Raw genomic sequence first — 22,869 nt, forward strand, 5'->3', positions numbered from 1 at the left:
AAAAGTCATAATCGCTTTCATTCGACTGCATGATGAAAGGTCGTACATCATAGTTCTGACTTAAACCGCTTAGATCTAGCGTTAGACTGGCAGCAAAGAGCGGACTTTTGCTTTGCCATTCTTTAAAGAGAGTTTCACTGACATCGCGAACAGATTTGTTCATAAACACACGGCTGTTCCTGCGTTTATGCCACAGCGATGTTGCATCTTCTAAAGTGAGTTTATACAGCGTGAGTGAACCGTCACTCTGGCCTTGGGTGGCTTCGGTAATAATACCCGTGGTGCGGAAGAGTTCGCCCTGATCGGTCACTTGATCAACGGCGACTTGTACGCCAATAAATTGTTTTAGTGGAATAAGTGCATTAGTAGATAGGCAAATCAAAGTCGCTTGCAGGCCTTGGTTTAAGACATGCTCCCCATCAATACGTTGAATAAAAAGCTCTTCATTCAACGCAGGATTGGAAAATTGCAAATGAATGGCACGTTTTTGGGCGGATAAGCCTAATTTTTCAAGTATAAGAGCAATCGAATTTAACATTTTAAAAGTCTGTTTTTTAAACTTTGTATAATTATGCTGCGAATGATATAGGCTAGCCATCAGACTTGACCAGCCTATTTTATTAATAAAAATGTAACATCTTAATAATTATTATTTTTTACAATCTCTTAAATTAACCTTTCTGAACCAAATAATGGAATTCTTTATTTCCATTTTCATCAAGACGTTCTTCTTGAAGCAAAAGCTCATGACCTAAATGCATACAAAATTTCGGAATATCCCAAGAGGTCGAATTATCTGTTGCAAAAACCTCAACAATATCACCCGATTTTGATTTACGAATGGCTTGATGCAACATCATCACAGGCTCAGGGCAACGTAAGCCACGGGTGTTTAATTGAATTGATGGGGGCACAGAAGGCTCAGACATTAGAAAACTCAGTATTAAAATCTAGGGCTATTTTAGCATAATCCTAACGACCGAATGTTAGCTTGAAAAATGCAGATGATAACGTCTTAAAATGACTTGATCGCTCATCATCTAGATCAACATTAACAATAGACAACTGTATTTTCTACGGTATGATAAAATCATCATTTATTAGATATTAAGAGTCTTTAGGAAAGATCATGCAAGAGGAATCCGGCCCGTCGTGGGGCATGCGCGGCTTACGTAAATGGCTGGGCACTGCACCAGAAACCCGTGACGAACTGTTGAAATTGGTACAAGATTCACGTCGCTTCTTAGAACCCGATACAGTTGCCATGCTCGAAGGGGTACTCGACTTACCTGCAACTAAAATCCGCGAGGTCATGACCCCCCGTACTGCGATGATCAGCTTGCAAGAAGATGATGAGCTATTAGATATTTTGCATGTACTTGTTGAATCTGCACACTCACGTTTCCCAGTCTTTTCCTCAGACCAGCCAGACAATGTTGTCGGTATTTTGTTGGCCAAAGATTTGTTGCCATTTTTGACAGAACCGACCACCAAAGTCGATATTCGTGCATTAATGCGTCAACCCTTATTTGTACCCGAGAGCGCGCGTTCTGACCAAGTTTTACGTATGTTGAAAAATACCCAAACCCATATCGCTGTAGTGATTGATGAATATGGCACAACTTCAGGCTTAGTCACTTTAGAGGACATTCTTGAAGAAATTGTGGGTGAAATTGAAGATGAACACGACAAAGTCGATGAAGAAGCTCAATTTATCATTCCAGATGAAGACCCACTAAGTGCAAATACATGGTTGGTTCAAGCACTTACACCAATTGAACACTTTAACAATCTTTTAGATGCTGATTTTTCAGATGATGAAGTAGAAACTGTGGGCGGCTTACTGCTACAAGAAATGGGCTTGGTCAGTGATTTACAAGGTCAAGTGATTGAACTTGAAAACTGGGAATTTACCATTTTGGAGGCAGATGCACGTACTATTCATCTGATCCGAGCTGTCCGTAAATGAGAACCTACTTTGATAAGCTGCTAAACCACTCAGAACAAAAAAAACAGCTACCTTTCATCTATCCTTTGCTGATTGCATTATTTTCAGGTGCCATCTTCAGCTTGTCGCTGGCACCTTATCATTATTGGTGGTTGGCAATTTTATCTCCAGCCCTGCTGTATGCTTGCTTAAGTCAGCGTGCCCCTAAACAATCGTTTTTCATTGGTCTAGCTTATGGCTTTGGCTTATGGTTTGTCGGGGCCTTTTGGCTGTATACCTCGATCCATGTCTATGGTGATACCAATTCAGCACTCAGTGTTTTGATGATTGCCATTATGGCAATTGTGATGGGGCTGTTTACCGCAGTTCAGAGTTGGCTCTACCGCCGCTTCTTTCCAGAAACACCACTGACCTTTGCGCCACTGTGGGTGTTTTTCGAGTGGAGTAAAACTTGGGTCTTTACCGGTTTTCCATGGCTGTTTGCAGGTTATGCCTTTACTGAACGATTCCTCGATGGTTATGCGCCATTATTCGGGATCTTTGGAGTGTCTTTTGCGGTCATTGTATTGGCCTGTGCCTTGGTTGAAATCCTACGTAAACGCATCTTCTGGATTGTTCCATCTGCCCTTGTTTTGCTCGGTGCTTGGGGTGCAGCGCAACTGCAATTTGTTCAGCCTAAAAATGAAAAACCGCTGAGTGTTTCCTTAATTCAAGGCAATATTCCACAAGATTTAAAATGGTTAACAGAATACCAAGCTCAAACCTTAATGAAATATGCGTCATTAAGTCGGACCGAATGGGGCCGTGATGTCATTGTTTGGCCAGAATCCTCCATTCCAATGTTCCAAACCGATATTGAGCCGTTTTTGGATGCGATGAAAGTCCAAGCCAATAAAACAGGTACGGCTTGGGTGACAGGTATTCCCTATTGGGACTTGGCAGAATCACAGCAAAACCAACACCCTATGTATTACAACACCATCATGGCAACTGGTGATGAATCTTCTGGTCTATACAAGAAGCAACGTCTAGTCCCCTTTGGTGAATACATTCCGCTTTCAGGGATGTTAAGTTGGGTACTACCTGCCCTACAAAATGACCCGTCGATGAGTGGCTTTTCACGTGGTGCAAACAACCAAAAGCCTTTGAATGTTAAAGGTCATGATTTAGGTGCGGCGATTTGCTATGAAGTGGCTTATCCTAACTTAACGCGCCGTAATGCCAGTCAAAGTGACTACCTAGTGACTATTTCCAATGACGCTTGGTTTACTGGAACAGCGAGCCCACATCAGCACCTACAAATGGTTCAAATGCGTGCCAAAGAAAATGGCCGTTGGTTTATCCGTGCAACCAATACTGGCATTACCGCCTTTATTGATCATAATGGCCACATTGTGAAACAAGCACCGATGGATAAAGATGCGGTACTGCGTGGTGATTTACCTGCCATGCAAGGCGAGACACTTTACACTCGCTTAAGTGATTGGCCTGTGTTGTTTTTCTCATTCTTGTTGTTGATTCTCGGTTGGATTTATCGCCCGCGTAAAGTTGATATTTCTTTTAAATCACGCCGTTAATTCCGCTACAAAAGATCAAAAAAACCGAGCTTTGGCTCGGTTTTTTATTGATAAACTTTCAGGGTGCCAGTTCACCCTACTTTTTCAAAGTAACTTGGTGCCTAGGGGAATCTCTGTATCAGGCACACAAAGAGCAACATGCCCCTCTGCATTATGAAAGCCTGTGACCAAACACTCTGACTGGATCGGACCAATTTGTTTTTTTGGAAAATTCACGACGGCAACGACCAATTTTCCCAATAGATTTTCCGGCTGATATAGCTGTGTAATTTGCGCACTGGATTTTTTAATGCCCAGTTCCTCTCCAAAATCCACATGGAGAATGTACGCGGGTTTACGTGCTTGCTCAAAGACTTCAGCCTGCACAATTTTCCCCACACGTAATTCAACTTTCAAAAAATCTTGCCAATCGATCTGTTGCATTTTTCCCTCTTTCTTTTCTTTGTTGTACTTCATCCAACTATCTAAGATCTGATATGTAAAGATTATAAAAATTTCATTCAGGCTGACCATATGTGAAACAGACATTCGATGCGTCAAAACGGACAAAGCAAGGTTATGTTAGAGCGCGTACCATGTAGAAGTATGCACTGATGTACGCTACGAACTGTTCATTAACACGAGACATAAAAAAACTGGAGCAAGCTCCAGTTTTGAAGGTTTAATTTTGGGGTTATAACTGCGTAACTAAATAGGAAAGCATGGCAGCTAAAGATACCATTGGAATATATCGATAAAGACGAACAACCAGTTGTTCGATGGCAGATGCATGTTCTTGTTTTAAATTTGCCACAGTCGCTTTTAATGCAGACCAAAAACTTAAAGCCAGTAATGAACTCATTAAGCTCATGGCAAAGAAGCCCACCATAATTTGGCTACTGCCCTCAGTGCTTTGCCATAAATACACAATGCCTTGACTGATCGGCAGAATACTTAAAATCAAAAGAACAGATTTCAGCATAGACCAATGAAATTGGTTAATTTCATCCGTTAATAATAATGCTTTCATGCTATCCTCCATGGCTAAAAAAGTACCATAAAAGATATTATGCGCGGTTTTATTTAAATGAAAAGCCTATATTTATTCATATTTTGCGATTATTGTAATCAATAAAATTGGGAATAATTCTTATTATAAATATCACATATTTTGCATTATGTAATTTAAATTAAATTCAATAACTTAATATTAATTTTATAATTAAGATTTATTATCACTTCACTCAATATTGAAACACCCTATTAAGTGAAGTGATTAATTCCATTAAAACTGAATTTATAATTATTCTCAGTTAGTGTTTATAGTAAATATCAGCATCATTTTCTTCACCACCAGACTGACCGTCCGCACCAAATGAATAAAGATCATAAGGACGGCCTTCAGAACCGGGAATCACATATTGAATGTCATTGTCCCAACTGTCTTTTGGATAGCCACCTTTGATGTAGCCACCTGGCAACCAGTTTTTAGCAGACTCAGGTTTAGTGACCAAAGCATTTAATCCGCCGTCTTGCATTGAAGGGAATTTACCATTGTCCATTTTGTATTGATCTAATGAGCCAGCGACACTTTTTAAAGTAATCGCCGTAGTATCGACTTTGGCTTTTTCACCACGGCCCATCACGTTCGGTACAATCAGCGCTGCCAAAACACCTAAAATGACAATGACCACCATCACTTCAATTAAAGTAAAACCTTGTTGCTTCATATTTTTTGTCTTCACTTGCATGTTACAAATCTCTGTTCACATCATTGTTCGAATGTCTTAAATCATATTATTCATATTCACGATTGGCAGCATCACAGCAATCACGATCACCAGTACAATGCTCGCCATAAATACCAACATCAGCGGTTCAAGCAACGCCAATAAAGTTGAAATTAAAGTCGTCACTTCTCGGTCTTGCATCGTCGACGCACGTTCGAGCATCCGATCTAATTCGCCTGAACTTTCACCACTTTTGATCATTTGTACCATCATCGGTGGGAAATAACCACTTCGCTCAAGCTGTGTTGCTAAATTACCACCTTCTGTTACTTTCTCTGCCGCAAGGTTGACCGAATCTCGAATCACCCAATTATTACTGACCGCTGCGCCAATTTTTAAAGCATCGACCAAAGGCACGCCAGACTTGGTTAAAATCGACAAGGTACTGGCAAAACGAGCGGCATTAATGCCTTTAGACAGTTTGGAAAATAACGGTAATTTCAAGGTCAATCGGTCAAAGGCATAATGTCCCGCCGCTGTTCTGAGGAATCGAACCAAGAGAAAAATCGAAACTACGCTACCGACCAATAAAAATGGCCAGGCCATTCGAATAAAATCACTGGCTTTCATTAAAGCGACCGTTATCCACGGCAAGGCATCTTTGCTTTGGTCAAAGGTTTTGACAATATCTGGGACCACATAGGTCATGAGTCCCATCACAATACCGAAAGACATTAACATCAGGATGATGGGATAAATCATCGCACCCTGCACTTTTTTTTGCATGGCGAAGCGGTTTTCGGTGTAATCAGCAAGTTGGTCGAGAATGAGATCGAGATGACCTGAACGCTCACCTGCTGCAATCGTGGCAATATACAGTTCAGGAAAGCGTCCCGCTTGTTGTAGTGCGTTGGCTAAAGAATGTCCTTCCAAAACTTTAGAACGCACCGACATCAACAGGTTTTGCACATGGGCTTTTTCGTTTTGTTTTCCCACAGCACGAATCGCTTCTTCTAATGGTATTGCAGCGGCAACCAAAACTGAAAGTTGGCGAGTCAATAAAGCCAAGTCATAGGCATTCAGCCCTTTTTGAAACCAGCGCTGCTGCGCGTGTTTGTCTTTTTGCTCTATCGGATCGACAGCAACTGGAATGAGTGACTGATCTCTGAGCTGTTGACGAATTTGACGCGCAGAATCACCCTCAAGTACACCCTTCTGCTGCTTCCCTGAAGCGTCTATGGCAGTAAACTGATATGCAGGCATTGTAATGCTCTAATTTTCCAAAATTTCTATCAGCGCAGTTGCGTCTGACCATCAAAATCATTCATATTCTTAGATATAAAATATGAGCTCACTCTAACACAACTCCTTTACGATCACGACGAAATTTAATCAGGAACTTATCCACGTTTTATGGCAAATTCAGCGAGCATTGCAACACCTATTTACCGCGTTCGAGTCGCCGTTCCGGTATATTTATACGACTGCTTCGATTACAGCTTAAACCAAGAGCAATACCAACAAGCTGAAGTAGGTGTACGCGTTGCTGTATCTTTTGGTCGGCAAAATTTGACCGGTATCATCGTGGAAAAAATTGCTCCCGATGCACCACTCGATTCAAGATTTAAACTCAAGGCCATTACCGAACTTCTTGATGATCGTGCCATTTTAGATGAGAAAGTTTTAAATTTATTGACATGGTCTGCACAGTATTACCAATTTCCGATTGGTGAAGTGATGCAAAGTGCCCTTCCGACGCTGTTACGCCAAGGAAAGCCCTATAATTTATTGGCACGTACATGGAATCTGATTGACCATAATGCTGAAGCCAAAATTAAACGTTCAGAGCGTCAACAAGAGGCGTATAAAATACTAAAATTACATCCCACAGGCACAGGTGAAAATCTTTTAAATTTGTCAGGTGTGGAAACCGCGACACTCAAAGCATTAGAGAAAAAAGGCATCTGCCAATGTGTCTTGGCGGAACAGGACTTTAGCCCGATGCCCATGAGCATGGCGCAAATGCCACTCACTGCAAATCCTGAGCAAAAGAAAGCCATTGATCGGGTGTTAAAGGCGCGTAATCAATATCAGGCATTTTTACTTGATGGTCTGACCGGCAGCGGTAAAACCGAAGTCTATTTACAAATCATGCAAGAGGTTCTTAAGCAAGGCAAACAGGTCTTGGTTTTGGTACCTGAAATTGGACTCACCCCACAGACCATTAGCCGTTTCCAATCACGTTTTCATTGCAATATTGCCCTACTACATTCGGGGTTGAACGATTCAAAACGTATGCAAGCTTGGCAAGCGGCGCAAACGGGCAAGGCGTCTATTATCTTAGGCACGCGTTCTGCGATTTATACCCCACTGCCGAATCTAGGTTTAATTGTGATTGATGAAGAGCATGATCTGTCCTTTAAACAACAAGAAGGCTTTCGCTATCACGCTCGGGATGTCGCACTTTACCGTGGGCATCTGGAACAATGCCCTGTAATTTTAGGTTCTGCCACGCCTAGTATCGAGTGTTATGCACTGGCGAAACAAGGCAAAATGACCGTACTGGAATTGAACCAACGTGCGGGCACCGCAGTCATGCCGAAAATGCACATCCTTGATTTGAAAGTGGCACAGAAACAGCATGGAATCAGCCAATTATTAATTGCTGAAATCCGTAAGCGCCTTGAAAAAAAAGAACAGGTGTTAGTGTTTTTAAACCGTCGTGGATATGCCCCAGTTTTAATTTGTGAAAGCTGTGCATGGCAGGCCAAATGTCCGCACTGTGATGCCAATTTCACGGTACACCGCACACCCTATCAACACCTACATTGTCACCACTGCGGCACCATTCACCGTATGCCAGAGCATTGTCCACAGTGTAATCACCAAGAACTGAAATCCGTGGGTATGGGTACAGCGAAGGTTGAAGAAAGCCTAAATGAGCTATTTCCGCAGCATGACGTTATACGGGTCGATCGTGATTCCACCAGTCGGGTCGGCAGTTGGCAAAAGATTTATGACAAAATTCAAAAAAGTGAGCCTGCTATTTTGCTTGGTACACAAATGCTGGCCAAAGGTCATCACTTCCCTTACGTCACCTTGGTGGCGATTTTAGATATCGATTCAGGTCTGCTGAGTGTGGACTTCCGTGCCATCGAACGTACCGCTCAACTCATTGTGCAAGTCACAGGGCGTGCCGGCCGTGGTGAACGTAAAGGCGATGTGTTTTTACAAACCCTAAGACCCGACCATCCACTTTTGAATATTTTGGTCAATGAGAACTACCGAAAATTTGCCAAAGAAACCATGAAAGAACGGGAAATGGCACAAATGCCACCGTTTCGCTATGCCGCATTGGTACGCTGTGAGTCAAAAAACCAAGAACTCAATACTGAATTTTTACAGCAACATGCACAATTGCTACGTCAGGACGCTGCTGGAATTATTGACATTTGGGGACCGATTCCTGCCCCGATGGAGCGCAAAGCAGGGCGTTACCAATCCCACATGGTTTTACTGTCTACAGATCGTGCGCGCTTACATTATTATCTGCGTTATTGGTGGCAAAACATCTTGCATAACAAGCCATCAAATATGAAATTGAGCCTCGATATAGACCCACAGGAACTCAGTTAAACGCGTACAATTCAGTCTGAAAAATCAGTCATACTGAATTGAAACTTTCGACCAAAAATACAACTCTAGGACGAGTAAATGTCACTACTGTTACAGATCACAATTTTCCTTGGCGCATCCTTATTGCTTGTCCCTTTGCTCAAGCGCTTTGGTATTGCAACGGTATTGGGATATCTGTTCACCGGTATTTTGCTCGGCCCCGATGTCTTTAACATTGCCAGTGATCCCGAAGCGATCCAAGAGCTCGCTGAGTTTGGCGTGATCTTACTGATGTTCCTGATCGGCCTTGAACTTCGTCCACAGCGTCTATGGAGCATGCGTAGTTCTATTTTCGGCATGGGGAGTTTACAAGTTGGTCTGACCGGTCTGTTTTTAGCGCTAGGCAGTTTTTTTGCATTACAACAAGGCATTGCAGCCAGCATCGTTATCGGTTTCGCTCTCGCACTATCCTCTACTGCCTTTGTCTTGCAGATGCTGAGTGAGAAGCAGCAATTGAACACCACCTATGGGCAGCAATCCTTTTCGATTTTGCTGTTTCAAGATATGGCCGCAATTCCCCTGATTGCAGTCATTCCCCTGCTCGCAGGGACAGAATCATCACATCACGGAATCGCCTATTTCGCTGCAATCATTGCAACTTTTTCAGGCTTATTTTTATTTAGTCGATACTTAATGCGGCCTTTTTTCCGTTTCGTCGCGAAAAGTGGCGCGCATGAACTGATCACTGCTGTTGGCTTATTTATTGTGCTGGGTGTCGTGGTGTTGATGGATGTACTGGGCATCAGTACCACACTCGGAGCATTTCTGACCGGCATGCTATTGGCAGACTCGGAATTCCGCCATGAACTCGAAGCCAGTATTGCTCCGTTTAAAGGGCTTTTACTTGGTTTGTTCTTTATGACTGTGGGCATGACCACAGAACTGTCATTATTCGTTGAAATGCCATGGTTCATTATCGGTGGTGCATTGGCACTGATGCTCATCAAAATGGCGTCACTTACGGCGATTGCGCGTTATCTTAAAAATTCATGGCGCAACAGTATTTTACTGGCGACCTGTTTGGCTCAAGGCGGTGAATTTGCCTTTGTGGTCTTTAGTGTGGCGAAAAGTGAAAATGTCGTACAGCAAGCCATTTTGGAGCCATTAACCCTCATCGTCACTTTGTCGATGGTGTTGACCCCTATGTTGTACTGGTTAATACAATCACAAATTTTGCCACGTTTTAATCCAAAAACCATCCCCGAATATGACGACATTCCGGATGAACATAATCCTGTGATTATTGCGGGCTTTGGACGTTTTGGACAAATCATTGCTCGTGTGGCGCATTTACAGCATTTGTCTTTTACCGCCATTGATAGCAACTTAGACAAAGTCGATTTCGTACGTAATTATGGTGGTCATCTGTATTATGGCGATGCCACACAACCAGATATTTTACGCGCTGCGGGCATTGAACATGCCAAAGTGTTCGTCCTTGCCATAGATGATATTGAAGACTCGATGAATGTGGCGCGTCATATTCGCCTGAATTACCCTCAGTTAAAATTATTGGTCCGTGCGCGTGACCGTCATCAGGTGCATCTGCTGCGTGATTTGGGGATTGAGCATATTTGGCGTGAAACCTATTTATCCTCTTTAGGAATGGCCTATCACATGCTGTGCGACTTAGGCATCAGCGATGAAGATGCCTATAAGAGTATCGAATTGTTCCGTGATTATGATGAGAAACTGCTGACTCAACAGCAGCAAATCTATACCGATGAACAAAAAATTTATGAAACGCATCGTAACGCTTTAGCTGAACTGGAACATTTGTTTGAAAGCGATGCGCAAGCCCTTGAAAAACCTACAGGTGTTGATTTACAACGCAGCTTACAACGTCATCGTATTGATGTCACAAGAGATGATAATGAATGACTTGTGTTTTACAATATCGTCACCATTAAAGCAGGGTTATGGAGAATTTTATGTCAGATTTACGCCAACGCTTTTTTATTGAAGATAGCCCTGTTCGTGGAGAAGTGGTTCATCTTGAAGAAGCCCTACAAACGATTCTTGCACAGCGTGACTATGCACCTGCTGTACAAATTCTCTTGGGTGAAATGCTCAGCGCGACTGCCTTGTTGGCCAGCACCTTAAAAATTAAAGGTCGTATTAGCTTACAAATTCAGGCTGCAGGCACTTTTAAATGGGCAATGGCGGAATGTAATCATCTCGGTGAAGTTCGCGCACTTGCAGATTATGAAGAAGACCCGCACTTTCAAACCGCTGAAGACAGCAGCACGGTACTCAAAGCCTTGGTAAACCCAGTACTTTTCATTAATATCGAGCCTGAATTTGGTGAGCGTTATCAAGGGATTGTACCTTTAGACAAACCGACTTTAGCGGGTTGCTTGATGCAATATTATGATCTCTCTGCACAGATCCCGACACGCATCGTCTTAGCAAGCAGCAACAGCCGTTCAGGTGGTTTGCTGATCCAGTTATTGCCGCGTAACAGCGAAGAAGAACAACGCCGAGTTGATGAAGATCTATGGCCACGTTTAACCATGCTGACCGAGACATTAAAAGCAGAAGAGTTAACGTCTTTATCTGCAAACGAAATTTTATATCGTTTATATAACGAAGAAGAAGTTCGTCTACCTGAAACTGAAGCCTTAAAATTTGGCTGCACATGTTCAAAAGAACGCTGTGCGACAGCACTTGAACAAATTGGTGTTGCTGCAGTTCGTGAAACTCTAGAGTTTCAAAACCCAATTGAAATGGACTGCCAATTCTGTAATACAAAATATACCTTTACTGCAGAAGAAGCTTTATCCCTTTTTGGTCAACACCTTAGCTAAATCATTGCATGATTAAAAGCCTAAATCTAAGCATCCTTCGGGGTGCTTTTTTATTGTCCCGATAAAATTTAGACCTACTACTTTCTTGCGCTTAGTCGAATGGGTTCGAACTATAAAGCATCAACATGATCAGCTGTATTTGCGATCAATTTTTTTTCGAGTAGAATCGCGCCAGAAATAAAGTCAAAAAAACCAACAAAGCTTTATTTTTAATTGAAAAATAATGTAAAAAAAACTGGATAAATTATGAAACTCAAAACACTCGCTATTGCTTTAGCCATGTTCTACTTTGGCCCAATGACAGTACATGCAGCAGACCTCGTCGGGACATGGAAAACCATAGATGATAAAACAGGCTATGCTCGTGCTGAAGTCCAAATCACTAAATTAAAAGACGGCAGCTATAGCGGTAAAATCACCAAAGTACATGCCATCCCCAACCGCCCTGTCACCACGATTTGTGAAAAATGCGAAGGTAAACTCAAAAATGCACCCTTAATTGGTTTACCGATATTCTCTGGCTTTAAACATAATGCAAAAGAGAATGCGTACACCGATGGCAAGGTGATCGACCCACTTTCAGGCAATACTTATCAAGGTAAAGGGCAATTGAATGCGCGCGGCAATGTCCTGACACTTCGAGGTTATGTTGGAACCACGCTTCTCGGCCGGACGGTATCTTGGATCCGCGTCAACTAAAGTCGCCATTTGGCTTTCATTGGCATGATGAACTCAACTCCAGACGAGTTCATCATGCCGATAATAATCTACTTTGAGATGAATTCCGACTATTTTACTAGTGCGTAGACGTTCAGCATAAACCTCATTTAGCGCCAACTCGTTCATGTTTTGGCTCAAAATATAAATACCAATTCTTAAAAAATCACTAGAATATTCATATTATTTCAGGCTACATTAAACCCATAATATTTTTATGCCTTTAAGTTTTAGGCATCCGCTTTTTGTGTAATGTGGGTAATTGTATGGCTGTTAAATTCCTCCCTTCTATCCTGTTCGGCATGTTCTCCATCTGCAGTTTATCCTCTGCTTTTGCAGCGATTGACCCCTTAGTGGGGACATGGAAAACCATTGATGATCGAACAGGATATTCCCTTGCCGATGTGGTGATTCGTAAAGATAAGCATGACCTGTATTCGGCCACCATTATCCAAAGCCGAAGCGCACCCGGAACAGCAAATGTTTCGACATGCACGCAATGCACCGGTGCTCAGAAAAATAAACCCATGGTCGGTTTAACCACTTTAAGCGGCCTAAGCGCTGATCCAGAAAAGCCCAATGAATTTGTGGGTGGAGTGATGCTCGATCCCAAATCAGGCAAGCACTACAATGCACGCGCTCGTTTAATGAATAATGGCAAGCATTTGATCATCAATGGTCGTACTGAAGGCTCTGCAATTGGACGCAATGTCACTTGGGTCAAAAACTAAGCACTAGGCCTTTAAATCATTAAAGGCCTTTTTTAACTTAAAATTTAGAGTAAAAACTCCATATTAAAGCAGCGTTTTAAGAAATTCTGCCAAATACATCACAAACTATCACATTGATTTTGTAGGTCTTTATATATAAATTAGGTAACTTACTCTAAAAACACAATTCTGAATTTTCAGGGGATGAAATGAAAAAAATATATCAACAATTATTTGCCGGAATAGTACTTAGCACTTTGTCAGGATTGTCAATCGCTGCGGAAACCGATCCGCTAGTGGGTAAGTGGAAAACTGTCGATGACCGCACCGGATATTCACGTGCAGACGTTGAAATTCGCAAAAAAGCCGATGGAAGCTATGAAGGCATCATTGTCACCACACGCAATGTCCCTGGCACTGAAAAAATGGGCGTCTGCTCGAACTGCCCAGGTGAATTGAAAAATAAACCTTTTATCGGCTTGCCATTTATTTGGGACTTTAAACAAGATCCAAAAAATCCACGTGAATTCCAAAATGGTAAAGTTCTGGACCCGATTGGTGGAAAAATCTATAAAGGCAAAGCAAGACTTAGTGCTTCAGGAAAACATTTAACTATACGTGGGTATGTTGGTGTATCTGTGATTGGTCGTAGTGTCACTTGGATAAAATATTAATTTTAAATGTGTTTTTAAAAGCCTCCTCGTGAGGCTTTTTTATTGTCATGTTTTGAAACAATAAGATGCTGTTTGCCCCTATGACAGTTTGATGAACCCTTCTATATTGATTAAAACATAATCAATATTTATACAGAGAGTATGCCAGACAATCACTATCAAACTTTAGGGATCGCCAGAGATGCTTCGGCAGATCAAATTAAAAAAGCCTATCGAAAATTGGCGCGTAAATATCACCCTGACGTCAGTAAAGAAGCTGATGCTGAAGCGCGCATGCAAGCGATTAATGTTGCATACGACACTTTGAGTGATGCCGAAAAGAAAAAACAATACGATTTTGAACTCGATCATCCTCAAGGATTTGCTGGGTTTAATGCTGGCAACCAAGGTGGTTTTGACCAATCTCAGTTTTATCGCCAATCGACGAGTGATGGTCAGCATGCGGACTTTAGTGGATTTGAAGACTTGTTTGGTCGTTTTGGGCAAGGCTTTGGTGGCGGTGACTATCAGTATCAACGTGCAAACCGCCAAACCAAGAGCTTCCGTGGTGAAGACCAACACGCCAGTTTAGAAGTGGATTTAGAAATCGCATTTCATGGTGCAACGCAGAATATCACCTTGCAGATTCCGAGCTTAAATGCCCATGGTGAGCCTGAAGTTCAACGTAAAACCCTACAAGTCAAAATTCCTGCAGGCATGAAATCAGGTCAACAAATTCGACTCTCGGGCCAAGGGCAAGCTGGCTATAACGGTGGAGCTGCTGGTAATTTATACATTGAAATTTTGTATAAACAAACCGAGCAAACCCGTGTAGAAGGTGCTGATATTTTCCAACAACTGAATATCAGTCCTTGGGAAGCAGCATTGGGTCAAAAAATTGCATTTACCAGTCCTGATGGCAAAACATTAGAGCTACAGATTCCTAAAAATGCGCGTACTGGACAGCAGCTACGATTAAAGGACAAAGGGATACCAAACAAAACACCCGGACAGCTTTACCTGGTTTTAAATATAGTGATACCAGCTGCACAAACAGAACAAGAGCAACAAGCTTATGCGGCTTTTGCTCAAGCTTTTCCGTCATTTAATCCACGACAGTCTTAAGGAGAGCACCATGACAACAATTCATTATCGTGAAATTGTCTGTGACGGATGTAAACAGACTGAAATCGTAGACGAAAAAAGTAGTTTTGATCTACAACACTTTGCCTCTGCCTGTGGGCAAAGTCCAGAATGGGTTCTGCAACTACTCGAATACGATATTCTGCCTAGCCGTTCAGAAGACAGGATTCATCAATTTTTTGGCGATGATATATCTCGCGCACGGCGTGCCTATCGGCTTCAACGAGATTTCGATGCCAGTTTTACTGCGGTCGCCATGATGCTCGACCTGATTGATGAAGTCCAACAACTACGTCGCCAAGTGAAACACCAACAGCTTCATTCGCACTAAATGTATTCGTGAACGCTCTGTCCTGCAGGGCGTTTTTCTTTTTTCTTGTAGAGGAAATGATCGACAACCATGAAAACACGAGATTGCAATAAAAAAGTCAAAAACATGTTTCCTGAGTACCGTGATTTGGTCACTCAGTTACGTGATGAAAATCCGCATTTTGCGCGGATCTTTGAAGAACATGATGAGTTGGATCGCGAAATCATTCAATTGGAATTAGATCCTGTTAATCACTACAACACGGATATTGAGACCATTAAGCGTAAGAAATTAAAGCTAAAAGATGAAATTTACCGCTTACTGAAAAGTAATGAAAATGATGATATCTCTTGAGATATCGACTCGTATAGGGGAATTTTCATGATGCATGTCGTTCGCAGTACAACCCACGAGGCTAAGCAATTGAATTGCTAAGACCATAAGGATCGGTCAAATCGCGTTGTACTGCAGATTCTTTAAAAAACAAAATGTAAAACAATTACATCATGACAAAGGATTCATCATGCACATGCATCATGTCCTATTGGGTGGCATTACTCAGTTTCAGTAGTCTATTACATGCCAGTGATAAACGAGTATTTGAAAAACCATGGATGACCAAACAGGATATTCACGCGGTGATGTGACCATCGTCAAAAATGCCGACGGGACGTATAGTGGAACACTTACTGCAATACGCCCAATGCCGTACAAGCCCTTGGTCGAAGTGTGCTTAAAACGCAAAGGCAAACTCAAATATGCACCCTTGGTGAGTCTCGAAGTTATCAAAGGATTTAAAGCAGACCCATCCATCAGAGAAGCTAACGCGAACTATTTGAGTTTCGTCAGCTTCTCAATTTCTTTCATAGTTTTAACCGTACCTTTGACTGTGCCCTTCACCGTTTGTTTAATTGGTTCATAATCCATAAACCAAAACAAATTCATGTGTTGATCGCCATGTTGCTGTGCCAGCATATCAATCACACTTTTTTCGCCACGCCCCACCAAATGCCGTCGATAAAAATAATACAGCAGTAAAATCGTGGTAATCAACATGATACCAAGCATGATCCAAAAACCGGTTGGCGATTTGAGTCCGGGAATAAACTCAAAGTTCATACCGTATATACCAGTTAATAAGGTTAATGGTGCGAAAATCGCCGTAATAATCGCTAAAATACGCATATTTTCATTGGTTTGGTTGGCAACGGCTGAAAAATGCAGATCAATGGCGGCCTGCACGGCACTGCGTAATCGTGTGGTGTGTTTTTGAATGCGTTCGATATGGCTAGTTAAATCATCTACGCGAACCAGCATGATATCCTGCTTTTCACTGCGCTTTTTGCCTTTCAAATGCGGGTAATTATCCACAACTTCATCACGCAGTTCTTGCAAGGCTTCAATTTGCTCTTCACACAAGTTTTCCACTTGCTGAAAGGCCATATTTTCCTGCAACAGTTGATGCCACTTGGTAAACCGTCGATGCCCTTGTAATAACTCTTGCTGCCAAAACTCGACACGGCGCGTCAAAGGAACACGTAAATCCAAGTATCCATCCACCATATTATTCAGTAAGCGCAATGCCAAATCTAAGGGCGTCATGGCTAATTTTCGTGGTTTATTTTGTTCATCAATCGGACGAGAAATTAAGGTTTCAATCCGCTGGATATAACTTTCAATGGCTTTGTTGCCCTTTTCACGAACCGTAATCAGCACTTGGGGCGTGAGCAAAAAACTGATCGGGGTAGTCGCCAAACCAAAGACCCGCTCATGCTTTTCAAGCGCGTCGGCGCCTGCAACAATTTGGTCATCGGGGGTGACCATTTTTCTAAAAATTAATAAATCGTAATCATCGAGTGTGTCAAAGGCACACGGATGCTCTAGATTTAAAATATCCCACAGATGATATTCATTGACCCGTAGATCACACGCCTGAATAATCTCACGCTGCCATTGCTCAGGGCGGTTAACGACATCTTCACGGGTACAATCAATCCAAATAAACTCAGGCTCAAGTTCAGGATGATGCTCACATTGCACTTGGTCTTGCACATAGATATGCGCGGCTGTTGGATGCTGAAAAAAATAATAGGTTTGCATATCTCATTTATTATTGTGTTTACTTTTTGCATGATGCCATAAAAAAAGCCTTGAGCAAGTCAAAGTTCATACTCTGACTGCACTCAAGGCTTTTTAGAATCCATTCACAGAGCCGAAACCCTGTGAATCAACAAACCATTAAGCTTGTTCGATGTCTTTCATGGTTAATTTGATACGACCGCGGTTGTCGACATCAGCAACTTGTACTTTGATCTCTTGACCTTCAGATAATACGTCTGAAACGTTCGCAATGCGTTCGTTAGAAATTTGAGAGATGTGAAGTAAGCCATCAGTACCTGGAAGGATGTTTACAAACGCACCAAATTCAACGATACGAATCACTTTACCAGTGTAGATTGTACCTGGTTCGATTTCAGCAGTAAGCGCTTGGATTTTCGCAACAGCAGCAGAAGCAGCCGCTTTAGTTTCACCAAATACGCGAACTGTACCGTTATCTTCGATATCGATTGCTGCTTTAGTTTCTTCAGTGATCGCACGAATCGTTGCGCCGCCTTTACCAATCACATCACGGATCTTATCAGGGTTGATGTTGATCACTTGGAATGTAGGCGCGTGCATAGAGATTTCAGGACGAGCGCGTGAAATCACTTGGTTCATTGCATTTAAGATGTGCATACGACCTGCATACGCTTGGTTCAATGCAACTTCCATGATCTCTTCAGTAATACCTTCGATCTTGATGTCCATTTGAAGTGCAGTAATACCGTTTGCAGAACCTGCTACTTTAAAGTCCATGTCGCCAAGGTGGTCTTCGTCACCCAAGATGTCAGAAAGAACTGCGAAACGCTCGCCTTCTTTGACTAGACCCATTGCGATACCCGCAACTGGCGCTTTAAGTGGAACACCTGCGTCCATAAGTGATAGAGAAGCACCACATACAGAAGCCATTGAAGATGAACCGTTAGATTCAGTGATGTCCGATACGATACGGATCACGTACGGGAAGCGGTCAGCTGCTGGAAGTACAGCTTGTACACCACGACGCGCTAAACGACCGTGACCGATTTCACGACGTTTAGGACCAGATTCACGACCAGTTTCACCTACAGAGTATGCAGGGAAGTTGTAGTGCAACATGAAGTTGTCAGTTTTCGTACCCGCTAATGTATCTACCATTAACGCATCACGTGTATTACCCAAAGTTGTTGTTACCAACGCCTGAGTTTCACCACGTGTGAATAATGCAGAACCGTGAGCACGGTCTAACACGCCAACTTGTACGTCAAGCGCACGAACTGTTTTAGTATCACGGCCATCAATACGTGGTTTACCTGACAAGATGTTGTCACGTACTGTACGGTATTTCAGGTCTTCGAATAATTCAGCTAAGTCGTCAGCGATACCGTCAACGTCTTCTTCTGGAACGAATTGAGCAACAGCTTCAGCTTGAAGCGCATCAAGTGCTGCATAACGATCGTGTTTAACAGCGATTGTGTATGCTTCAGAGATTTTCGCTTCAAACGCTTCTTTTAATTTTGCACGAAGGTCTTCGTTTTTCGCAGGTGCAGTCCAAGTAGACTCTGTTGCACCAGCAGCCGCAGCAAATTCTTTAATCGCTTGGATCGCGATTTGCATTTCGTCATGACCGAACAATACAGCGCCAAGCATTTGGTCTTCAGAAAGTTCTTTCGCTTCTGATTCAACCATCAATACTGCAGATTCTGTACCTGCAACCACAAGGTCAAGGTCAGATTCTTTAAGCTGTTCGTGGTTCGGGTTAAGGATGTATTCACCGTTGATTAAACCAACGCGCGCACCACCGATTGGACCACGGAAAGGCGTACCCGCAATTGCAAGTGCAGCAGATGTACCTAACATTGCAGCAATGTCAGCATCCATCGTTTTGTCAGAAGAAATCACAGTCGCAGTCACTTGGATTTCGTTGTAGTAACCTTCTGGGAACAACGGACGGATTGGACGGTCGATTAAGCGTGAAATAAGAGTTTCAGCTTCAGACGCGCGGCCTTCACGTTTACCGTAACCGCCCGGGATACGACCTGCAGCATATTGTTTTTCTTGGTAGTTAACAGTCAATGGGAAGAAGTCTTGACCTGCTTTAGCTGTTGGTTGAGCAACAACGGCAACAAGAACTTGTACACCACCCATAGTGATGATTACAGTGTTCGCTTGACGCGCAACACGACCTGTTTCTAGGACAACTTGATGCTGACCGTATTGGAATTCTTTACGAATAATATTAAACATCGACATGTTTTATTTTTTCCTGATTTTATTCTAGTGGAGACCCCTAAGGTTTGGCATTCACTCAACGCCCCAAACGCTGCAACATAAATGACAAAGCTTAGAAGCCGACCTCACTAGATATTAAAAACATTAATTAAAAATGCTAATTTGAGACACAAAGAAGGAGCGAATCATCGCCCCTTCCCCATTATCCAACCAAGGTTGGATAGACTTTAGTTTTCAGTAATACAGCACTAAGCATGCAATAGTCCGAAAATAAAAGTTTAAATCGAATTAACGACGTAAACCTAAAGCAGCAATCAATGCGCTGTAACGAGTAGCGTCTTTACCTTTAAGGTAGTCAAGAAGCTTACGACGTTGGTTAACCATACGGATAAGACCGCGACGGCTATGGTGGTCGTGTTTGTGCTCTTTGAAGTGACCTTGTAAATCATTGATTTGAGCAGTTAAAAGAGCTACTTGAACTTCTGGTGAACCAGTGTCGTTTTCAGCGCGAGCGAATTTTGCAACGATCTCTGCGCGATCTGCGTTTGTTAAAGCCATTCGATTTCTCCGAGATGCTTATAAAGTTAACTTTTGATACGAATCAACTGATAAATCAGCTGACTGCCGTGCATCACTACAGCAAGTGCATTATATTAAGGGAAAATCGTCCCAATTGCAAAAAGAGATGGCCGACTTCGTCAGGTTTTCATGACGATAATAGCGCCTTTTTTTTCACATCGATTCCATTATAAATTTTTTATATGTTTCGATACTTTATGCGACACAAAACCGCATATTTCTAACATGTTGAATGCGATGTCATTGAATGAATTTTAAACTGATTTTTTGATATATTTTGCCACTCGATGTTTAGCATGCAAAACTCAAAGTGGAATGATTAAAAAAAAAGCCCGAGCTAGGCTCGGGCTTTTTTGCGCTGTAGTTTCTTCTTTTTTAGTTATTGTTTTATTATTTATTGTTTTATGTGGCGCTTTTCCGCGTCCTTATGTCAAACATTCCATGTTTTAACTTGCACTTCCTTATGTGGTAGATTTTGCCACAACGGCTATTAGATAAAAGTCGTATTTTTCGTATCTATATGTAAGCTTTTTCGTACATCAGTTAAGCTCTATTTCTTTTCTGTTACAGCGTATAGGCATTTCTTATTTTCCAGACATAAAAAAGCCCTGTAGTCTCTCCCAAAACTACAAGGCTTAGCGGCTGTAAGTTTCCTATTTCCTTACTTCACTGTAAGTTCGCTGTCTTTTGACGTTATTCTTATACTTTTGCGATTTTACTCAACCATCCGTGTTGAGTTCTTTTTCTGTGAAGTCATCTTCTCAAAAAGCTCTAAAAAGCTCTATGCGCAAATCTCCTGAATCGATGTAAGCCATTTCTTACAAAATACGGTACATTTTGCCTAGGCTTTACAAAGGTAGGTGATTGTTAATTTTTTCTAACAGACCACTAACTCGCGCTGTTCTTTTTATAAGCGCTTTTGCCAATGCATCTTTTGCAACAAGCAAACTCACCACTTTTTTGGCACGAGTGATGGCGGTATAAATCAGCTCTTTACTCATCATTTCGGTAGCATGATTTTCCAAAACTACCGCCGTATGGGTAAATTCAGAACCTTGAGACTTATGTATGGTCAAGGCATAGGCGGTTTCTATACTTTTAGGTAACCGTGTTGCCACCACCCATTTATCCAAACTTGGAAAATAAACCTCAAACTGCGACTTTTCCGTCATCGGTCGTTTTAAGCAAATCCCGATATCACCATTTGATAGTCCAAGTTGATAATCGTTATAGGTCATCATGACTGGACGACCGACATACCAATCCCCTTGTTTCAACACACCCAAGGTATTTAAGACCCGAAGTTCAATCTGCTGATTGAGTTCGTGTAAGCCTAATTTTCCATGTCGAATGGCCGATAGAATCCGATAATCATCAAAATAGCGAATCAATTGGGCTGACCAATTTGCATATTCAGCGGGTTGCTCTGGCCATTGTTTTAACCACGCCACATAGGGCTGAAAACCATACATCAGTTGATCATAATATTTTGCCCAATGTGCCGCACTGTTCGTAGCGTCGGGGAGATATTGCAACTGAATCACATCGCTCATATTCGGTGTCAGTTGAATCGGCTGAAGTTCGGATGCAGATACCACCTGATGTTCGAATTTCGCCAGAACTTCAGTGGTTGTTTGCTGTTGTTCTTGTTGTTGAATAAAACGAGCAAACTCACCAATGGCTGCACCCTGTACAAAACGGCGGCTGGTCTGTAAATGGGTACGGTTGGCTTGTAAGGCATCAACATCCTGAAGGTTGGCCAAAACAGCGCCAACATCGACCGAAGCCAACTGTTCTGCATCCCCTAAGAGAATCAGCTTGCTGTGTTGAGGGATTGCCGCGAATAGCATCTGCGCCAAACTTAAATCCAACATGGAGGCTTCATCGACCACAATGACGTCATAGGGTAAGCGTTGGCGCTCATTAAACCGCGGGATAGCGCGCGTCCCTAAACCCAATAGACGATGCAAAGTTACGGGTTTCAAATGTTTGTGAATAATCGAATAATGCTGCAATGCAGGATCTTTAAACGCTGCTTGTAAGGCTTCTTCCATTCGCTGCGCCGCTTTTCCTGTCGGCGCTGCCATCGCAATTCTTAAATTTGGATTTTGCTCATTCAACACGGCAATAATCCGAGCCAAGGTATAAGTTTTACCTGTCCCAGGCCCACCGGTAATGATATTAAAATTGTGCTGACACACCATGTGCAGTGCTTGGATCTGATGGGGATCGGTCAGTAAATCCTTTTCAATATTAAGCATCTGCGTTTGATTGAGATTTTGCTCTGTTTGCTGTTTTAAACGTGCAACTTGCTTGGCTAAAGCATTTTCTAGTGCCCAATAGCGATAGAGATACAGTCGCTGTGAATCAAAAATAAAAGGCGCAACAGGTGTTTTTGCAGCTTGCTCATGCTGAACCATCTGAGCCAAACATTGAATCTGCGCATCTTCGGCCAAAATACAACTATCGCCTTTTTCCACGGCTTGCATCAATTGTTGAATTAACTGATTTGCAGCAGGATGACTGGCCTGATTGGGTAAATAATGTTGGATTAAATAGTCAATCCAATCCGGCAAAACCGCATCTAAATCAGCAGTTTCTTGGGGATTTTGGGTAACTAAAACCTGCATTTCTACAGTGTTTTCTTGTCCCGCGTGCAAAGGCTGTGCTGACAAGGCTTTTTGATCATTTTCCACACAGTTATCCTCAAACTTATCCACAAAGCAACTT

Annotated in this window: 21 protein-coding genes; 11 read left to right on the forward strand and 10 right to left on the reverse strand. The window is 42.3% G+C overall.

Translation table 11 applies throughout. The annotated features are described in order from the left end of the window. Together FTU16_RS09575 and tusA are read right to left on the reverse strand one after the other, a co-directional pair. On the reverse strand, positions 1-538 hold a 538-nt coding region (locus FTU16_RS09575; RefSeq protein ID WP_180163148.1), incomplete at its 3' end, for a phage late control D family protein. Positions 539-671: 133 nt separating this feature from the next. After that, entirely contained in the window at positions 672-929 is a 258-nt protein-coding gene (gene tusA / locus FTU16_RS09580; RefSeq protein ID WP_078189780.1) for a sulfurtransferase TusA, read from the reverse strand. A 200-nt stretch (positions 930-1,129) separates the two neighbouring features. Here tusA and FTU16_RS09585 point away from each other — a divergent pair, with 200 nt between their 5' ends. Next, positions 1,130-1,969, forward strand: coding sequence for an HlyC/CorC family transporter (locus FTU16_RS09585; protein WP_078189781.1), 840 nt, complete (start codon positions 1,130-1,132; stop codon positions 1,967-1,969). Beyond that, positions 1,966-3,525 (forward strand): apolipoprotein N-acyltransferase, encoded by a 1,560-nt coding sequence (gene lnt / locus FTU16_RS09590; RefSeq protein WP_180163149.1) that lies wholly within the window; start codon positions 1,966-1,968, stop codon positions 3,523-3,525. Before FTU16_RS09585 ends, lnt begins: the two co-directional genes overlap by 4 nt. An 84-nt stretch (positions 3,526-3,609) precedes the next feature. Here lnt and FTU16_RS09595 read toward each other — a convergent pair whose 3' ends face one another. The 4 genes from FTU16_RS09595 to gspF all read right to left on the reverse strand — a co-directional run bounded on the left by FTU16_RS09595 (position 3,610) and on the right by gspF (position 6,497). Continuing rightward, positions 3,610-3,948 (reverse strand): tRNA-binding protein, encoded by a 339-nt coding sequence (locus FTU16_RS09595; protein WP_180042366.1) that lies wholly within the window; start codon positions 3,946-3,948, stop codon positions 3,610-3,612. Between the two features lie 250 nt (positions 3,949-4,198). Continuing rightward, on the reverse strand, positions 4,199-4,534 hold the full coding sequence (locus tag FTU16_RS09600; RefSeq protein WP_078192809.1) for a hypothetical protein: 336 nt from the start codon (positions 4,532-4,534) through the stop codon (positions 4,199-4,201). 283 nt (positions 4,535-4,817) lie between these two features. Continuing rightward, complete coding sequence (gene gspG, locus FTU16_RS09605; RefSeq protein WP_373683025.1) at positions 4,818-5,234, reverse strand: type II secretion system major pseudopilin GspG; 417 nt, start codon at positions 5,232-5,234, stop codon at positions 4,818-4,820. A 57-nt stretch (positions 5,235-5,291) separates the two neighbouring features. Beyond that, positions 5,292-6,497 (reverse strand): type II secretion system inner membrane protein GspF, encoded by a 1,206-nt coding sequence (gene gspF / locus FTU16_RS09610; RefSeq protein ID WP_078189785.1) that lies wholly within the window; start codon positions 6,495-6,497, stop codon positions 5,292-5,294. A 150-nt stretch (positions 6,498-6,647) separates the two neighbouring features. Here gspF and FTU16_RS09615 point away from each other — a divergent pair, with 150 nt between their 5' ends. From FTU16_RS09615 to FTU16_RS09655, 9 genes are all read left to right on the forward strand, one after another. Continuing rightward, entirely contained in the window at positions 6,648-8,870 is a 2,223-nt protein-coding gene (locus FTU16_RS09615; RefSeq protein WP_180163150.1) for a primosomal protein N', read from the forward strand. 78 nt (positions 8,871-8,948) lie between these two features. Further along, complete coding sequence (locus tag FTU16_RS09620; RefSeq protein ID WP_180163151.1) at positions 8,949-10,790, forward strand: monovalent cation:proton antiporter-2 (CPA2) family protein; 1,842 nt, start codon at positions 8,949-8,951, stop codon at positions 10,788-10,790. Between the two features lie 50 nt (positions 10,791-10,840). Continuing rightward, the gene (gene hslO / locus FTU16_RS09625; RefSeq protein ID WP_078189788.1) at positions 10,841-11,716 is read left to right on the forward strand and encodes an Hsp33 family molecular chaperone HslO; all 876 of its coding nucleotides are present in this window, start codon (positions 10,841-10,843) and stop codon (positions 11,714-11,716) included. A gap of 246 nt (positions 11,717-11,962) precedes the next feature. Beyond that, the gene (locus FTU16_RS09630) at positions 11,963-12,415 is read left to right on the forward strand and encodes a DUF2147 domain-containing protein (protein ID WP_180163152.1); all 453 of its coding nucleotides are present in this window, start codon (positions 11,963-11,965) and stop codon (positions 12,413-12,415) included. A 284-nt stretch (positions 12,416-12,699) separates the two neighbouring features. Beyond that, positions 12,700-13,164 (forward strand): DUF2147 domain-containing protein, encoded by a 465-nt coding sequence (locus tag FTU16_RS09635; protein WP_180163153.1) that lies wholly within the window; start codon positions 12,700-12,702, stop codon positions 13,162-13,164. Between the two features lie 188 nt (positions 13,165-13,352). Continuing rightward, positions 13,353-13,817: a DUF2147 domain-containing protein gene (locus tag FTU16_RS09640; RefSeq protein WP_168377965.1), complete on the forward strand. Its 465-nt coding sequence runs from the start codon at positions 13,353-13,355 to the stop codon at positions 13,815-13,817. 141 nt (positions 13,818-13,958) lie between these two features. Next, a complete protein-coding gene (locus FTU16_RS09645; protein ID WP_180163154.1) occupies positions 13,959-14,921 on the forward strand; it encodes a DnaJ C-terminal domain-containing protein in 963 nt (320 codons plus the stop codon). A gap of 10 nt (positions 14,922-14,931) precedes the next feature. Beyond that, the gene (locus FTU16_RS09650; protein ID WP_078189792.1) at positions 14,932-15,270 is read left to right on the forward strand and encodes a chaperone modulator CbpM; all 339 of its coding nucleotides are present in this window, start codon (positions 14,932-14,934) and stop codon (positions 15,268-15,270) included. A 69-nt stretch (positions 15,271-15,339) separates the two neighbouring features. Beyond that, complete coding sequence (locus tag FTU16_RS09655) at positions 15,340-15,603, forward strand: YdcH family protein (RefSeq protein WP_180002890.1); 264 nt, start codon at positions 15,340-15,342, stop codon at positions 15,601-15,603. 477 nt (positions 15,604-16,080) lie between these two features. Here FTU16_RS09655 and FTU16_RS09660 read toward each other — a convergent pair whose 3' ends face one another. The 4 genes from FTU16_RS09660 to recD form a co-directional block, all read right to left on the reverse strand. Further along, positions 16,081-17,349, reverse strand: a complete 1,269-nt coding sequence (locus tag FTU16_RS09660; protein ID WP_180041037.1) for a magnesium transporter CorA family protein — start codon at positions 17,347-17,349, stop codon at positions 16,081-16,083. 138 nt (positions 17,350-17,487) lie between these two features. Further along, positions 17,488-19,575 (reverse strand): polyribonucleotide nucleotidyltransferase, encoded by a 2,088-nt coding sequence (pnp, locus tag FTU16_RS09665; RefSeq protein WP_171262611.1) that lies wholly within the window; start codon positions 19,573-19,575, stop codon positions 17,488-17,490. A gap of 273 nt (positions 19,576-19,848) precedes the next feature. Beyond that, positions 19,849-20,118: a 30S ribosomal protein S15 gene (rpsO, locus tag FTU16_RS09670; RefSeq protein ID WP_005007057.1), complete on the reverse strand. Its 270-nt coding sequence runs from the start codon at positions 20,116-20,118 to the stop codon at positions 19,849-19,851. 869 nt (positions 20,119-20,987) lie between these two features. After that, positions 20,988-22,769 carry an exodeoxyribonuclease V subunit alpha gene (recD, locus tag FTU16_RS09675; protein ID WP_180163198.1) on the reverse strand — a complete coding sequence of 594 codons (1,782 nt, stop codon included), beginning with the start codon at positions 22,767-22,769 and terminating at the stop codon, positions 20,988-20,990. Positions 22,770-22,869: the final 100 nt, after the last annotated feature.

The sequence above is a fragment of the Acinetobacter sp. YH12069 genome (assembly GCF_013419675.1).
Classification (GTDB): Bacteria; Pseudomonadota; Gammaproteobacteria; order Pseudomonadales; family Moraxellaceae; genus Acinetobacter; species Acinetobacter amyesii.

Excerpts from the sequence above, each read along its gene's own strand:
- tusA (WP_078189780.1), bottom strand. The coding sequence starts at position 929 with ATGTCTGAGCCTTCTGTGCCCCCATCAATTCAATTAAACACCCGTGGC.
- FTU16_RS09585 (WP_078189781.1), top strand. The coding sequence starts at position 1,130 with ATGCAAGAGGAATCCGGCCCGTCGTGGGGCATGCGCGGCTTACGTAAA.
- lnt (WP_180163149.1), top strand. The coding sequence starts at position 1,966 with ATGAGAACCTACTTTGATAAGCTGCTAAACCACTCAGAACAAAAAAAA.
- FTU16_RS09595 (WP_180042366.1), bottom strand. The coding sequence starts at position 3,948 with ATGCAACAGATCGATTGGCAAGATTTTTTGAAAGTTGAATTACGTGTG.
- FTU16_RS09600 (WP_078192809.1), bottom strand. The coding sequence starts at position 4,534 with ATGAAAGCATTATTATTAACGGATGAAATTAACCAATTTCATTGGTCT.
- gspG (WP_373683025.1), bottom strand. The coding sequence starts at position 5,234 with ATGAAGCAACAAGGTTTTACTTTAATTGAAGTGATGGTGGTCATTGTC.
- gspF (WP_078189785.1), bottom strand. The coding sequence starts at position 6,497 with ATGCCTGCATATCAGTTTACTGCCATAGACGCTTCAGGGAAGCAGCAG.
- FTU16_RS09615 (WP_180163150.1), top strand. The coding sequence starts at position 6,648 with ATGGCAAATTCAGCGAGCATTGCAACACCTATTTACCGCGTTCGAGTC.
- FTU16_RS09620 (WP_180163151.1), top strand. The coding sequence starts at position 8,949 with ATGTCACTACTGTTACAGATCACAATTTTCCTTGGCGCATCCTTATTG.
- hslO (WP_078189788.1), top strand. The coding sequence starts at position 10,841 with ATGTCAGATTTACGCCAACGCTTTTTTATTGAAGATAGCCCTGTTCGT.
- FTU16_RS09630 (WP_180163152.1), top strand. The coding sequence starts at position 11,963 with ATGAAACTCAAAACACTCGCTATTGCTTTAGCCATGTTCTACTTTGGC.
- FTU16_RS09635 (WP_180163153.1), top strand. The coding sequence starts at position 12,700 with ATGGCTGTTAAATTCCTCCCTTCTATCCTGTTCGGCATGTTCTCCATC.
- FTU16_RS09640 (WP_168377965.1), top strand. The coding sequence starts at position 13,353 with ATGAAAAAAATATATCAACAATTATTTGCCGGAATAGTACTTAGCACT.
- FTU16_RS09645 (WP_180163154.1), top strand. The coding sequence starts at position 13,959 with ATGCCAGACAATCACTATCAAACTTTAGGGATCGCCAGAGATGCTTCG.
- FTU16_RS09650 (WP_078189792.1), top strand. The coding sequence starts at position 14,932 with ATGACAACAATTCATTATCGTGAAATTGTCTGTGACGGATGTAAACAG.
- FTU16_RS09655 (WP_180002890.1), top strand. The coding sequence starts at position 15,340 with ATGAAAACACGAGATTGCAATAAAAAAGTCAAAAACATGTTTCCTGAG.
- FTU16_RS09660 (WP_180041037.1), bottom strand. The coding sequence starts at position 17,349 with ATGCAAACCTATTATTTTTTTCAGCATCCAACAGCCGCGCATATCTAT.
- pnp (WP_171262611.1), bottom strand. The coding sequence starts at position 19,575 with ATGTTTAATATTATTCGTAAAGAATTCCAATACGGTCAGCATCAAGTT.
- rpsO (WP_005007057.1), bottom strand. The coding sequence starts at position 20,118 with ATGGCTTTAACAAACGCAGATCGCGCAGAGATCGTTGCAAAATTCGCT.
- recD (WP_180163198.1), bottom strand. The coding sequence starts at position 22,769 with ATGCAGGTTTTAGTTACCCAAAATCCCCAAGAAACTGCTGATTTAGAT.